Source organism: Streptomyces sp. NPDC001880 (genome assembly GCF_053594575.1).
Window position 1 is genome coordinate 1 of the sequence record NZ_JBSFET010000043.1, and the last position, 13,826, is coordinate 13,826.

General features: G+C 68.2%; 12 protein-coding genes, 1 rRNA gene and 1 riboswitch. Of the genes, 12 read left to right on the top strand and 1 reads right to left on the bottom strand.

From position 1 onward, the window contains the following. From rrf to ACWCQ6_RS22370, 11 genes are all read left to right on the top strand, one after another. Positions 1–87 (top strand): 5S ribosomal RNA (gene rrf / locus ACWCQ6_RS22320); the annotation flags it as partial. A 149-nt stretch (positions 88–236) separates the two neighbouring features. Further along, positions 237–845, top strand: a complete 609-nt coding sequence (locus ACWCQ6_RS22325) for a CDP-alcohol phosphatidyltransferase family protein (protein WP_451091732.1) — start codon at positions 237–239, stop codon at positions 843–845. Between the two features lie 113 nt (positions 846–958). Beyond that, positions 959–3,454: a sugar phosphate nucleotidyltransferase gene (locus ACWCQ6_RS22330; RefSeq protein ID WP_451091734.1), complete on the top strand. Its 2,496-nt coding sequence runs from the start codon at positions 959–961 to the stop codon at positions 3,452–3,454. A 98-nt stretch (positions 3,455–3,552) separates the two neighbouring features. Next, a complete protein-coding gene (locus ACWCQ6_RS22335) occupies positions 3,553–4,476 on the top strand; it encodes a DUF881 domain-containing protein (protein WP_451091736.1) in 924 nt (307 codons plus the stop codon). Next, positions 4,473–4,805 carry a small basic family protein gene (locus tag ACWCQ6_RS22340; protein ID WP_003970459.1) on the top strand — a complete coding sequence of 111 codons (333 nt, stop codon included), beginning with the start codon at positions 4,473–4,475 and terminating at the stop codon, positions 4,803–4,805. Before ACWCQ6_RS22335 ends, ACWCQ6_RS22340 begins: the two co-directional genes overlap by 4 nt. A 5-nt stretch (positions 4,806–4,810) precedes the next feature. Continuing rightward, positions 4,811–5,599: a DUF881 domain-containing protein gene (locus ACWCQ6_RS22345; RefSeq protein WP_451091738.1), complete on the top strand. Its 789-nt coding sequence runs from the start codon at positions 4,811–4,813 to the stop codon at positions 5,597–5,599. 190 nt (positions 5,600–5,789) lie between these two features. Further along, complete coding sequence (locus ACWCQ6_RS22350) at positions 5,790–6,578, top strand: FHA domain-containing protein (RefSeq protein WP_451091740.1); 789 nt, start codon at positions 5,790–5,792, stop codon at positions 6,576–6,578. 17 nt (positions 6,579–6,595) lie between these two features. Next, positions 6,596–7,339 (top strand): transcriptional regulator FtsR, encoded by a 744-nt coding sequence (gene ftsR / locus ACWCQ6_RS22355; protein ID WP_451091742.1) that lies wholly within the window; start codon positions 6,596–6,598, stop codon positions 7,337–7,339. A 53-nt stretch (positions 7,340–7,392) separates the two neighbouring features. Next, the gene (locus tag ACWCQ6_RS22360; protein ID WP_364553640.1) at positions 7,393–7,866 is read left to right on the top strand and encodes a bifunctional nuclease family protein; all 474 of its coding nucleotides are present in this window, start codon (positions 7,393–7,395) and stop codon (positions 7,864–7,866) included. Between the two features lie 168 nt (positions 7,867–8,034). Continuing rightward, positions 8,035–8,652 (top strand): MerR family transcriptional regulator, encoded by a 618-nt coding sequence (locus ACWCQ6_RS22365; protein ID WP_451091745.1) that lies wholly within the window; start codon positions 8,035–8,037, stop codon positions 8,650–8,652. A 66-nt stretch (positions 8,653–8,718) separates the two neighbouring features. Further along, positions 8,719–10,179 (top strand): DNA polymerase IV, encoded by a 1,461-nt coding sequence (locus tag ACWCQ6_RS22370; RefSeq protein ID WP_451091747.1) that lies wholly within the window; start codon positions 8,719–8,721, stop codon positions 10,177–10,179. Here the strand turns inward: ACWCQ6_RS22370 and ACWCQ6_RS22375 are convergent. After that, complete coding sequence (locus ACWCQ6_RS22375) at positions 10,104–10,472, bottom strand: PRC-barrel domain-containing protein (protein WP_451091749.1); 369 nt, start codon at positions 10,470–10,472, stop codon at positions 10,104–10,106. The genes ACWCQ6_RS22370 and ACWCQ6_RS22375 overlap by 76 nt on opposite strands. A 113-nt stretch (positions 10,473–10,585) precedes the next feature. Next, a riboswitch (glycine riboswitch) is annotated at positions 10,586–10,682 on the top strand. Between the two features lie 194 nt (positions 10,683–10,876). Between ACWCQ6_RS22375 and gcvP the strand changes: the two genes are divergently transcribed. Beyond that, complete coding sequence (gcvP, locus tag ACWCQ6_RS22380) at positions 10,877–13,762, top strand: aminomethyl-transferring glycine dehydrogenase (RefSeq protein WP_451091751.1); 2,886 nt, start codon at positions 10,877–10,879, stop codon at positions 13,760–13,762. The last annotated feature ends 64 nt before the right edge of the window (positions 13,763–13,826 follow it).

The window sequence follows — 13,826 nt, forward strand, 5'->3', positions numbered from 1 at the left end:
GGTTACATTCCGAACCCGGAAGCTAAGCCTTTCAGCGCCGATGGTACTGCAGGGGGGACCCTGTGGGAGAGTAGGACGCCGCCGAACTCCTTTTGCGGGAGAGCCCCGTGCCCTTGTGGCACGGGGCTTTTCTGCGTTTCACGGGATACTTCCGGTCACCCCTGTGCAACCGACAGCAGTGGCTGAGGGTAAGGTCAGGGGGCATCATTGGCACGTTCTTCACAGGAGGCCCCCGGGTGGAGGTCCAGGAGACTCGGGTTCAGACGGACCGAGTACTCACCATCCCCAACATCCTCAGCATGGCTCGCCTTGTAGGGGTTCCGCTCTTCCTGTGGCTGATTCTTCGCCCCGTGTTCGGTGGCCCCGAGAGCGACGGCTGGGCCCTGCTGGTGTTGATGCTGAGCGGCATCAGCGACTACCTCGACGGAAAGCTCGCCCGTCGGTGGAACCAGATCAGCAGCCTCGGCCGGATCCTGGACCCTGCTGCCGATCGCCTCTACATCCTTTCGACCCTGGTCGGCCTGACCTGGCGGGAGATCCTGCCGCTGTGGCTCACCGTGGCACTTCTTGCCCGTGAGCTGATGCTCCTTGTGATGGTCGGAATCCTGCGGCGTCACGGCTATCCACCGCCCCAGGTGAACTTCCTGGGGAAGGCGGCCACGTTCAACCTGATGTACGCGTTCCCCTTGTTGCTGCTCAGCGACGGAAGTGGTTGGCTTGCATCGCTGGCCGCTATTTTCGGATGGGCGTTCGCAGGTTGGGGTACAACGCTCTATTGGTGGGCAGGGATCCTCTACGTGGTTCAGGTCCGCCGGCTCGTCAAGGCGGATGCAGTAGCCGATTGAGCTCGTTGAGGCGGTGTCGTGCAGTGTGGCCGGCCCGCCGCGGATGACCCGGATGGTGCCCCGACGGGCGAAGTCGGCCAGACCGTCGTCTCTTCAAGGAGGACGTTTCCGACATGAAGGCCGTCGTGATGGCTGGCGGCGAAGGTACTCGCCTTCGCCCCATGACCTCAAGCATGCCCAAGCCGCTTCTGCCCGTCGCCAATCGGCCGATCATGGAGCATGTGCTTAGGCTTCTCAAGCGGCACGGGCTGAATGAGACCGTCGTGACGGTCCAGTTTCTTGCCTCGCTGGTCAAGAATTACTTCGGGGACGGCGAAGAGCTCGGGATGGAGCTCAGCTACGCCAATGAGGAGAAACCGCTCGGCACCGCGGGGAGCGTGAAGAATGCCGAGGAAGCGCTGAAGGACGACACCTTCCTCGTCATTTCCGGTGATGCACTCACCGACTTCGATCTCACCGATCTCATCGCCTTCCACAAGGAAAAGGGCGGTCTGGTCACGGTGTGCCTGACTCGCGTCCCGAACCCGCTGGAATTCGGCATCACAATTGTGGACGAGGGCGGCCAGGTCGAGCGTTTCCTGGAGAAGCCCACCTGGGGTCAGGTCTTCTCGGACACAGTGAACACCGGCATCTATGTCATGGAGCCCGAGGTATTCGACTATGTCGAGGCCGATGTCTCGGTGGACTGGTCCGGTGATGTCTTCCCGCAGCTCATGAAGGAAGGCAAGCCCATCTACGGCTACATCGCCGAGGGCTACTGGGAGGACGTCGGTACCCACGAAAGCTATGTGAAGGCGCAGGCCGACGTTCTTGAACGCAAGGTCGACGTCGACATCGACGGCTTCGAGATCTCACCCGGCGTATGGGTCGCCGAAGGCGCGGAAGTGCACCCCGACGCGGTGCTGCGTGGGCCGCTCTATATCGGGGACTACGCAAAGGTCGAAGCCGGTGCGGAGATTCGCGAGCACACGGTCATCGGGTCGAATGTCGTCGTCAAGAGCGGTGCGTTCCTGCACAAGGCCGTGGTGCACGACAACGTCTATATCGGTCAGCACAGCAATCTGCGCGGCTGCGTGATCGGAAAGAACACCGATGTCATGCGGGCGGCCCGCATCGAGGATGGTGCGGTCATCGGGGACGAGTGCCTGATCGGCGAGGAGTCGATCATTCAGGGCAATGTCCGTGTCTACCCGTTCAAGACCATCGAAGCCGGCGCTTTCGTCAACACCTCAGTGATCTGGGAATCGCGCGGACAGGCTCATCTCTTCGGCGCCCGGGGCGTGTCCGGGATCCTGAACGTCGAGATCACCCCGGAACTCGCGGTCCGGCTGGCCGGCGCCTATGCCACGACGCTGAAGAAGGGCTCGACGGTCACCACCGCACGCGACCACTCCCGCGGCGCCCGTGCCCTGAAGCGAGCCGTGATCTCGGCCCTTCAGGCCAGCGCCATCGATGTCCGGGACCTGGAGAACGTCCCTCTGCCCGTCGCGCGCCAGCAGACCGCGCGGGGCAGCGACGGCGGGATCATGATCCGTACGTCCCCAGGCGTGCCCGACTCGGTCGACATCATGTTCTTCGACGAGCGGGGAGCGGATCTGTCGCAGGCGCGGCAGCGGAAGCTGGACCGGGTCTATGCACGGCAGGAATACCGCCGGGCTTTTCCGGGCGAGATCGGTGATCTGCACTTCCCGTCCAGCGTCTTCGACTCGTACACCGGATCGTTGCTGCGGAACGTGGACACCGCGGGGATCGCCGACGCGGGTCTCAAGGTGGTCGTCGACGCCTCCAACGGGAGTGCCGGGCTCGTACTGCCCAGCCTGCTGGGGCGGCTCGGTGTCGACTCGCTGACCATCAATCCCGGCCTCGACGAATCAAGACCCACCGAGACCGCCGAGACCCGGCGCTCCGGTCTTGTGCGGCTGGGCGAGATCGTCTCGTCGGCGCGGGCTGCGTTCGGCGTGCGGTTCGACCCGGTCGGTGAGCGGCTCTCCCTGGTCGACGAACGGGGCCGGATCGTCGAGGACGACCGGGCGCTCCTCGTCATGCTCGATCTCGTGGCGGCCGAGCGGCGCAGCGGACGGGTGGCGTTGCCGGTCACCACGACACGTGTCGCCGAGCAGGTCGCGGCGTACCACGGCACGCAAGTCGAATGGACGACGACATCGCCCGACGATCTGACACGCGTGGGACGCGAGGAAGGCACCATCTTCGGTGGAGACGGGCGCGGGGGCTTCGTCGTTCCCGAATTCAACAGTGTCTTCGACGGGTCGGCCGCATTCGTGCGGCTCCTCGGACTGGTCGCCAGGACACAGCTCACCCTCAGCCAGATCGACGCCCGCATCCCCCGGGCCCATGTGCTGCGTCGTGACCTCGCCACCCCCTGGGCCGTCAAGGGCCTGGTCATGCGCCGGGTCGTGGAGGCTGCCGGCGACCGCAGCGTCGACACGACGGACGGTGTACGAGTGGTCGAGGCCGACGGACGGTGGGTGATGGTGCTGCCGGACCGGGCCGAGGCGGTCACCCATCTGTGGGCCGAGGGTCCGGACGACGCCTCCGCGCAGGCGTTGCTGGACGAATGGGCGACGGTCGTGGACAGCGCAGGGCAGTGACGGTTCTTCCGGTGTGCCCGAAGACGTCCGCGGGCGCCCGCGGGCACACCGGTGGGGCCATTCGGCGGTAGCGGCGGCGACGTGCGACGATGTGCGGCATGTCGCAGCAGCCCCCCGATCGGAGTACCGTCTCGCCGCCGGCGCGTCCCGACGCGTCCATGTCGCTGCTGACCAATGTGATGGACCACAGCCTGGACGACGGATACGCCGAGGCGTCGGCGCGTCGCAAGGCCGATGGGAGCGCGGGCCTGCCCCGTACGCTCAAGTCGAAGCTCGGCCTCGCCGCATGTCTGGTGCTCGCCGCCCTCGTGGTCACGCTCGGGGCCGCGGAGGCACGCGTCTCCGCGCCGGTCCTCGCCAAGGAGCGCCAGGAGCTGATCGATCGCATCGACGACGAGACGGCGGCGGCCGACACCCTTGAGTCCCAGGTCGACAAGCTCCGGGACGATGTGGGCAGGCGCCAGCGCAAGGCGTTGGAGAAGCACGGCGGGGACCAGGGGGAACAGGTGGCGCTGCTGGCCGGGGCGACCCCGGTGGAGGGGCCCGGCGTGAAACTCGTGGTCGACGACGCCGAGAACACCGACCAGGGCGGCGGTGGCCCCAGGGAGACCAGCGGATTCGCCGACACCGGGCGGGTCCGCGACCGGGACCTCCAGCGGGTCGTCAACGGGTTGTGGCAGTCCGGCGCGGAGGCGATCGCGATCAACGGGCAGCGGCTGACGGCCCTGTCGGCGATCCGGGCGGCGGGCGACGCCATACTGGTCGACAACAGACCGCTCGTGCCGCCGTACACGGTGCTGGCGGTGGGGAACGGGAAGCAACTCGGCACCGCGTTCCAGGACAGTGCCGACGGTCAGTATCTGCAGGCGCTCAAGGACACCTTCGACGTCCGGACGAGCATGTCCGTGCAGCAGAAGGTGAGCCTTCCGGTCGCGCCGAGCCTGATCGTACGCACAGCAGAGCCTTATCAGGCCGCAGACACCGGCAGTGGTGCGGCAGACACAGGGAAGGGCACATCGTGATCGCCGTACTGGGCCTCGTCGTGGGAGTCGTGGTCGGACTGTTGGTCCGGCCCGAGGTGCCGGCCGTGGTCGAGCCGTATCTCCCGATCGCCGTCGTTGCCGCCCTCGACGCAGTCTTCGGTGGTCTGCGAGCCATGCTCGACGGGATCTTCGTCGACAAGGTGTTCGTCGTGTCGTTCCTCTCGAACGTAGTGGTGGCCGCACTGATCGTGTTCCTGGGCGACAAGCTGGGCGTCGGAGCGCAGCTGTCCACCGGTGTGGTGGTCGTGCTCGGGATTCGGATCTTCTCCAACGCCGCGGCCATCCGCCGGCACGTCTTCCGGGCCTGACGCCGATGAGCAACGAAGAACTTCCCGGCGACCAGGGGCACGCCGACGAGCAGACGCCCGGCCCCGCCAATGAACTCACCGGTCGTCAGCGGCTGATCGCGGGGCTGTGGCCGCCGCGGGTGACGCGGGCCCAACTCGTCGTCGCACTCCTGCTGTTCGTGCTCGGTCTCGGACTGGCCATTCAGGTGCGGTCCAATAGCGACAACAGCGCGTTGCGGGGTGCCCGGCAGGAGGACCTGGTCCGGATCCTCGACGAGCTGGACGACCGGACACAGCGCCTGGAGGACGAGAAACAGCGGCTGGTCGCACAGCGCACGGAGCTGGAGAACAGCTCCGACCAGGCCGAGGAGGCGCGCAAGCAGACGGTGGAGAAAGAGCGTCAACTCGGTGTGATCGCGGGTACCGTGGCGGCACACGGCCCCGGGATCACGCTCACCGTCAACGACCCCGGGAACGGTGTGAAGGCGGACATGCTGCTCGACGCACTCCAGGAGCTACGAGCGGCGGGCGCCGAGGCGATCGAGGTCAATGGGGTGCGTGTGGTGGCCAATACGTACTTCTCCGGTGACGGCGGCAATGTCAGGGTTGACGACCGTAAGATCACCGCGCCGTACGTCTTCAAGGTGATCGGCAAGCCCCAGGATCTGGAGCCGGCGCTGAACATCCCGGGCGGTGTGGTCCAGACATTGGAGAAGGAGCAGGCCACTGTGCAGGTCGAGCAGGTCGACGACATCGTCGTGGACGCCTTGCGACCGGCGAAGCAGCCTGACTACGCTCGGTCGTCGTCCCCGTGAAGCCGCGGCGTAAGCGGGACGAAGGACACGGGTACGAGGTTGCGGGGGGTCGCCGCATCGTATTCGTGGCGCGTGGTGGAAACTGTCGAGCGGATACGGACGTTGTGAGGATGTCCGGGTCGGCAGGTGTGTTCATTCAGGGTTCGTCCTGCCCCACGGGCGGGTCTATTTCGGTCAAGGGGAATCGCCCGTGAAGTTGTTTGGGAAGTTGTTCGGCAAGAGCGCTCGCGACGAGGCTGCCCGCCATCGTGCACCGCGCCATGGTCAGGGAGACGAGCAGGCCACGGAGCGCCCGCTCTTCCGGGATCAGGTGTCGGGTGCGGGCAGTGACAATTCGGGAGCTTCCGGCGCGTCGTCTGTTGACCCTGCCGGTCCCGGCCGCATAGGTTTCGGAGAATCGTCGACCTCGAGTACGGGTGGAGAGTTCGCCCCCAGGCAGGAGGGTTCGTCCATGCCGGTCTGTACGAGGTGCGGCCATCGCAACGCCGAGGCCAGTCGTTTCTGCTCCAACTGCGGTGCGCCGCTGAGGGGCGGGGTACCCGAGCGTGCCTCGGAGACGACCTCCACCATCTCGATCTCCGGTCTTGAGGCATATGACGCGGAGGCCACCGGGCAGACGGCCCTTCCGTCGCTCTCGCCCGAGGCACAGGCCGCCGTCGACGCCCTTCCGCTCGGTTCCGCGCTCCTGGTGGTGCGCCGCGGTCCGAACTCCGGCAGTCGCTTCCTGCTGGACAGTGAGCTGACCACGGCCGGCCGTCACCCGCAGAGCGACATCTTCCTCGACGACGTGACGGTGTCGCGGCGGCACGTGGAGTTCCGCAGGGGACCCGACGGCAGCTTCACGGTCGGGGACGTGGGCAGCCTGAACGGCACCTACGTCAACCGGGAGCGCATCGACTCCGTCGCCCTGTCCAACGGCGACGAAGTGCAGATCGGCAAGTACCGGCTGGTCTTCTACGCGAGCCAGCGCGGTATCTGACCCGTCAGGGAAGGCCCATGCTGAGAACACCGACGGGCGGTGCCGCGGCCGGCACCGCCACCGGCGACGACCGCCCGATGAGCATCGGCACGGTGCTTCTGCGGCTGCGGGACGAGTTCCCCGAGGTCACGATCTCCAAGATTCGATTCCTGGAGGCCGAGGGGCTCGTCGAGCCGCAGCGGACCCCTTCCGGCTACCGCAAGTTCCGTGGTGCCGATGTGGAGCGGCTGGCTCAGGTGTTGCGCATGCAGCGGGACCACTACCTCCCGCTGAAGGTCATCCGTGAGCACCTGGATGCCCTTGCCCGTGGTGAACAGGCCGCCCTGCCGTCCGGGGGCGGCCCGCGGGGTCCGATCGACGGCGGCTGGGACGCGGAGTCCGGACGGGCCACTGCGGCCCGGATCGGCCGTGCCGAGCTGCTGGCGGCCGCCGAGGTCACCGAGGGCGACCTCGACGAGTGGGAGTCGTACGGCCTGGTCACTCCGACCGCCGAGGGCGGCTACGACGCCGAGATGGTCACCGTTGCCAGGCTTGTGGCGGATCTGGGCAGGTTCGGTCTGGAGCCGCGTCACCTGCGTGCCGTGCGGGCGGCCGCGGATCGCGAGGTCGGGCTCATCGAGCAGGTGGTCGCGCCCCTGCGCAGGCACCGGAATCCGCAGACCAGAGCCCATGCGGAGGCCACTGCGAAAGAGCTTGCGGAGCTGTCGGTGAGGCTTCATTCGGCCCTTGTGCAGAGCGCTCTGCACATCCGGCTCCACTGATCGCGCCGGTGCCCGACTACCCAAACCTGCCGAGCACGTCCTAGGGTTGCTGTGTGAACGAGCTCGACGTTGTGGGTGTCCGGGTGGAAATGCCCTCCAACCAACCGATCGTGCTCCTGCGTGAAGTGGGAGGCGACCGGTACCTCCCCATTTGGATCGGTCCTGGTGAGGCGACCGCGATCGCCTTCGCCCAGCAGGGCATGGCTCCGGCCAGGCCGCTGACCCATGATCTCTTCAAGGACGTGCTCCAGGCCGTCGGCCAGGAGCTCACCGAGGTCCGCATCACGGACCTTCGGGAAGGGGTCTTCTACGCGGAGCTGGTCTTCGCCAGCGGAGTCGAGGTGAGCGCGCGGCCGTCCGACGCCATAGCGCTCGCGCTGCGCACCGGAACGCCGATCTACGGCAGTGACGGGGTGCTCGACGACGCCGGCATCGCCATCCCGGACGAGCAGGAGGATGAGGTGGAGAAATTCCGCGAGTTCCTCGATCAGATCTCTCCGGAGGATTTCGGTACCAACAGTCAGTGACCGTTCTCCGGGGCCGCCGTCCGCGCATCCGGCAAGCCTTTCCCGCTCGTGAGACACGGGAAACCACCCTCAGGGTGATTATCACTCGGCGTGCCGAGTGTGGCGATCGTTGACGCACCCCGAGTGACTGCCTACCTTCGAGATGGCAGGTCAAGGACGGAGGTCGGCGTGAGAAGCAGCGGCGACGGTACGGCGGCGGGTGGGCCGTATCCGCAGCAGGGGAGTACAGCCGACCACACCATCGTGCAGCCGGTGCAACCGGCGGCGGTGGCGGGGGGCGGAGTGGCATCGGCCAACGACATCGGCTATCGCGGGCCGACTGCCTGTGCGGCTGCCGGGATCACCTACCGGCAGCTCGACTACTGGGCACGCACGGGGCTTGTGGAACCGAGCGTGCGTCCCGCGTACGGCTCCGGCACGCAGCGGCTCTACAGCTTCCGGGACGTCGTCCTGCTGAAGATCGTGAAGCGCTTCCTGGACACGGGTGTGGCACTCCAGAACATCCGCACCACGGTTCAGCATCTGCGGGCCCGGGGATTCCAGGACCTTGAGCGGATGACATTGATGAGCGACGGGGCGACGGTCTACGAGTGCTCCTCGCCCGACGAGGTCGTGAGCCTGCTCCAGGGCGGTCAGGGAGTCTTCGGCATCGCCGTGGGTGTGGTGTGGCAGGACGTCGATGCCGCCCTCTCGCAGCTGCACGGTGAGCGGGTGGACACCGGCGAGACCCTCATCGGGAACAACCCCACCGATGAGCTCGCACGTCGGCGCAACCGCGCCGGCTGACCCCGATCCTCCGGACCGGCCCCGGGGCGCGGTGATTGTCAGTGCCGTAGGGCAGCATCGACTGATGTGAGAGCCGCGCCCACCATCCTGCATCTGGACATGGATGCCTTCTACGCCGCTGCCGAGCAGGCGGCGAAGCCGAGCCTGCGCGGCAAGCCGGTCGTGGTGGGCGGGCTGGGGCCGCGCGGGGTCGTCGCCACCGCGTCGTACGAGGCGCGACGCTTCGGCGTGCACTCGGCGATGCCCATGGCGCAGGCGCGGCGGCTCGCACCCAACGCGGCGTACCTGGTGCCCCGCTTCCAGCTGTACCGATCGGTGAGCGATCAAGTGATGGAGCTCCTCGCGCGGCTCTCCCCGCTGGTGGAGCCGCTCAGTCTGGACGAGGCCTTCGTCGACCTGGAGGCCGGCGGGAGCGCCGACGACGCGGCTTCGGCGCTGGAGATCGGTGAGCAGTTGCGTACTGCCATCAGAGCGGTCACCGGGCTCACCGGCTCGGTCGGACTTGCCGGTTCCAAGATGCTGGCCAAGATCGCTTCGGAGGAGGCGAAACCGAACGGCCTGCTGCTCATAGAGCCGGGTACGGAACGGGCTCTGCTCGCCCCCATGCCGGTGCGGATCCTGCCCGGTGTCGGGCCGGCGACGGCGGACCATCTGCGCCGTGCCGGGATGACCACGGTCGACGACCTGGTGGAGGCGGGCGAGGACGAGCTCGTACGCCTGCTGGGGAAGGCGCACGGCAGCTCGCTCCACCGGATGGCGTTCGGGTACGACGACCGGCCGGTGGTCGCGGAGCGGGACGCGAAATCGGTGTCGGTCGAGGACACCTTCGACGCCGACCTGCACGACCGGGTGCGGATCCGGACGGAGGTCGAGCGGCTGGCCGACCGGTGCGTCCAGCGTCTCCGGGGCGCGGGGCGGTCCGGGCGGACGGTGGTGCTGAAGGTGCGCCGGTACGACTTCTCGACGCTCACGAGGTCCGAGACGCTCCGTGGGCCCACGGACGACCCCACGGTGGTCCGTGAGGCCGCCGCACGCCTCCTGGAGGCCGTGGACACCACCGGAGGCGTCCGGCTCCTGGGAGTGGGCGTGACGGGGCTCGCCGACTACACGCAGGAGGATCTCTTCGCCCAGGCCGCCGGTGAACAGGCCGCGGCCGAGGATCCGGCGGAGGAAGCGGCGCCGGCCGGGGACGACTCGGCCGGGCCGCCGGGTGAATCGGGGGCGAAGGACCGGGAGACCGCCGAGCAGCGCGCCGCCCGGCGCTGGCCCGCCGGGCACGACGTACGCCATGACACATACGGCCACGGCTGGGTGCAGGGCAGCGGGGTCGGCCGGGTGACGGTGCGGTTCGAGGAGCCCGAGTCGGCGCCCGGACGGGTGCGTACGTTCCGGATCGACGACCCGGAACTCCGGACCGCCGATCCGCTGCCCCTGGTGCGGGAGCCGGCGGACTACTCGTCCTGGCCGGCCAGTCTGCCGAAGTCCCTGTCCGGGCCGGCCGGCTCGGACAGGGAGTCCAGACCGTAGTGCCGGTAGAGCTGGAGCTCCTGTTCCGGTGAGAGATGGCGGCCGACGCCGAAGTCGGGCGCGTCCTTGATCAGCGCGCGGTCGAAGGGAACGCGGAGAGAATCCTCCACGAATTCGCTGGGTTCCAGCGGGACGAACGCGTCCCGGCTGAAAAGTCCGGTACGCACGGCAGCCCACTCGGGCACTCCGGTCGCGTCGTCGAGATACACCTCGTCCACGGTCCCGATCTTGGTGCCCTTGCGGTCGAACGCCTTGCGGCCGATCAGGCTGCGCGGATCGATGTCGGTCTGCACGGTCCCTCCCACTGGTCGCGGCTACTCCACAAGCACTACAAAAATGCAGATCCGGGTGGTTGGCCACTCGAGAAATCGGCCATGAACCCCGCTGGTAGGCTGGTGATGGCCGCTGACCCCGTGCGGGAGAGTCCTCCGGAGCTGATCCGAAGGCGCCGAAGGAGCAAATCCTCCCCGGAATCTCTCAGGCCCCAGTACCGCACGGACGAGGTCACTCTGGAAAGCAGGGCGGGTCACGTGCGGCCGAGTGCCGGTGCGAGTCCCTTCCTCACCGACGGTGAAAGCCGGTACGCCGTAGGGTGCGCCGGTGAAGCTCTCAGGTTGAGATGACAGAGGGGGAGGCCGTTCGGGCACCCGCGCCGTGGTGCCCCTCGCAGGTCGTGACAGACCAGGAGGCCTCCACCATGACCCCCCGTCGCACTCCGCTCTCCCAGTTGGAGCAGGGCATTCCGTTCGAGCAGCGCCATATCGGCCCCGATGCCGAGGCGCAGGCGAAGATGCTCGCCCAGGTCGGTTACGGCTCGCTGGACGAGCTCACCGCGGCCGCGGTGCCCGATGTCATCAAGAGCACGGATGCCCTCGGACTGCCGACCGCCCGTACCGAGGCCGAGGTGCTGGCCGAGCTTCGCGCGCTCGCGGACCGCAACCAGGTGCTGGCCCCGATGATCGGGCTCGGCTACTACGGCACCTTCACCCCGCCGGTGATCCTGCGCAACGTCATGGAGAACCCTGCCTGGTACACGGCCTACACGCCGTACCAGCCGGAGATCTCGCAGGGCCGCCTGGAGGCGCTCCTCAACTTCCAGACGATGGTCGCCGAGCTGACCGGGCTGCCCACCTCCGGCGCCTCCCTGCTGGACGAGGGCACCGCGGCCGCCGAGGCCATGGCGCTCTCCCGGCGCGTCGGCAAGGTCAAGGGCGGCGTCTTCCTGATCGATGCCGACACCCTGCCGCAGACGATCGCGGTCATCGGGACCCGCGCCGAGCCGACCGGTGTCGAGGTCGTCGTCGCCGACCTGTCCGACGGCATCCCGGCACAGATCGCCGAGCGCGGTGTCTTCGGTGTCCTGGTGCAGTACCCGGGCGCGTCCGGGGAAGTGCGGAACATCGCGCCCGTCATCGAGCAGGCCCACGAGCTGGGCGCGGTCGTCACGGTCGCCGCCGACCTGCTGGCCCTGACTCTGCTCACCTCGCCCGGTGACCTGGGCGCGGACATCGCCGTCGGCACCACGCAGCGCTTCGGTGTACCGATGGGCTTCGGTGGACCGCACGCCGGGTTCATGGCCGTACGCGAGAAGTTCGCTCGCAGCCTTCCCGGGCGCCTCGTCGGTGTCTCCGTCGACGCCGACGGAGACAAGGCCTACCGGCTGGCCCTGCAGACCCGCGAGCAGCACATCCGCCGCGAGAAGGCCACCAGCAACATCTGTACCGCCCAGGTGCTGCTCGCCGTCATGGCCGGAATGTATGCGGTCTACCACGGCCCGGACGGGCTGCGGACGATCGCCCGGCGCACCCACCGCTACGCGACGATCCTGGCCGAGGGCCTGCGCGCCTCCGGCATCGAGGTCGTGACCGGGGCCCACTTCGACACCCTCACCGTGCGCGTCCCCGGGAAGGCCGCCGATGTCGTCGCGGGCGCCCGCGAGCGCGGGGTCAACCTGCGGCTCGTCGACGCCGACCTGGTCTCCTTCGCCTGCGACGAGACCACCACGCGTACGCAGGTCGCCGCCGTCTGGGCAGCCTTCGGCGCCGACGGGGACATTGAGGAGCTGGACGCCACCGTCGCCGACGCACTGCCCGAGGGCCTGCTGCGCTCGGACGAGATCCTCACTCACCCGGTCTTCCACCAGCACCGCTCCGAGACCGCGATGCTGCGCTACCTGCGCAAGCTCGCCGACCGGGACTACGCGCTGGACCGCGGCATGATCCCGCTCGGCTCCTGCACCATGAAGCTGAACGCGACCACCGAGATGGAGTCGATCACCTGGCCCGAGTTCGGCGCGCTGCATCCGTTCGCCCCGGCCGAACAGGCGGAGGGCTTCCTCACGCTCATCCGCGAGCTGGAGGAGCGCCTCGCCGAGGTCACCGGGTACGACGCGGTCTCCATCCAGCCGAACGCGGGCTCGCAGGGCGAGTTCGCGGGCCTGTTGGCCGTACGGGCGTACCACCGGGCCAACGGCGACGAGCAGCGCACCGTCTGCCTCATCCCGTCCTCCGCCCACGGCACCAACGCGGCCAGCGCCGTGATGGCCGGCATGAAGGTCGTCGTGGTCAAGACCGCCGACGACGGCGAGATCGACATTGCGGACCTCCGCGCCAAGATCGAGAAGCACCGCGAGGAGCTCGCTGTGCTCATGATCACGTACCCCTCGACGCACGGTGTGTTCGAGGAGCACGTGGCGGACATCTGCGCCGAGGTGCACGACGCCGGCGGCCAGGTGTATGTCGACGGCGCCAACCTCAACGCGCTGGTGGGCCTCGCCAGGCCGGGCCGGTTCGGCGGCGACGTGTCGCACCTGAACCTGCACAAGACCTTCTGCATTCCGCACGGCGGCGGCGGTCCCGGCGTCGGCCCGGTCGGTGTGCGTGCGCACCTCGCGCCGTATCTGCCGAACCACCCGCTCCAGCCCTCTGCGGGCCCCGAGACCGGCGTCGGACCGATCTCGGCCGCCCCGTGGGGCTCGGCCGGCATTCTCCCCATCTCCTGGGCATACGTACGCCTGATGGGCGGGGAGGGCCTGAAGCGCGCGACGCAGGTCGCCGTCCTCGCGGCCAACTACATCGCCAAGCGTCTGGAACCGCACTACCCGATCCTGTACAACGGTCCGGCCGGTCTCGTCGCGCACGAGTGCATCGTGGACCTGCGGCCGATCTCCAAGGCCACCGGCGTCAGCGTCGACGACATCGCCAAGCGGCTGATCGACTACGGCTTCCACTCGCCGACCATGTCGTTCCCGGTCGCCGGGACGCTGATGATCGAGCCGACCGAGAGCGAGAACCTCGCGGAGCTCGACCGGTTCTGCGACACGATGATCGCCATTCGTGGCGAGGTCGAGAAGGTGGCCTCCGGCGAGTGGAGCGCGGACGACAACCCGCTGCACAACGCTCCGCACACCGCGGCGATGCTGGGCGGGGAGTGGAAGCACGGGTACAGCCGTGAGGTGGCGGTCTTCCCGGCCGGAGTCTCGGCCTCGGACAAGTACTGGCCGCCGGTGCGCCGTATCGACGGCGCCTTCGGCGACCGCAACCTCGTCTGCTCCTGCCCGCCGCTGGACGAGTACGACAACTGAGCGTGACCGCGTGACGCGGGCATGCGTCGGGGCCGGTTCGGAGAATTCTCCGGGCCGGCCCCAG

What these genes read in the sequence shown, in the direction of transcription:
- gcvP (WP_451091751.1), top strand. Translation starts at nt 10,877, where the DNA reads ATGACCCCCCGTCGCACTCCGCTCTCCCAGTTGGAGCAGGGCATTCCG.
- ACWCQ6_RS22335 (WP_451091736.1), top strand. Translation starts at nt 3,553, where the DNA reads ATGTCGCAGCAGCCCCCCGATCGGAGTACCGTCTCGCCGCCGGCGCGT.
- ACWCQ6_RS22330 (WP_451091734.1), top strand. Translation starts at nt 959, where the DNA reads ATGAAGGCCGTCGTGATGGCTGGCGGCGAAGGTACTCGCCTTCGCCCC.
- ftsR (WP_451091742.1), top strand. Translation starts at nt 6,596, where the DNA reads ATGCTGAGAACACCGACGGGCGGTGCCGCGGCCGGCACCGCCACCGGC.
- ACWCQ6_RS22345 (WP_451091738.1), top strand. Translation starts at nt 4,811, where the DNA reads ATGAGCAACGAAGAACTTCCCGGCGACCAGGGGCACGCCGACGAGCAG.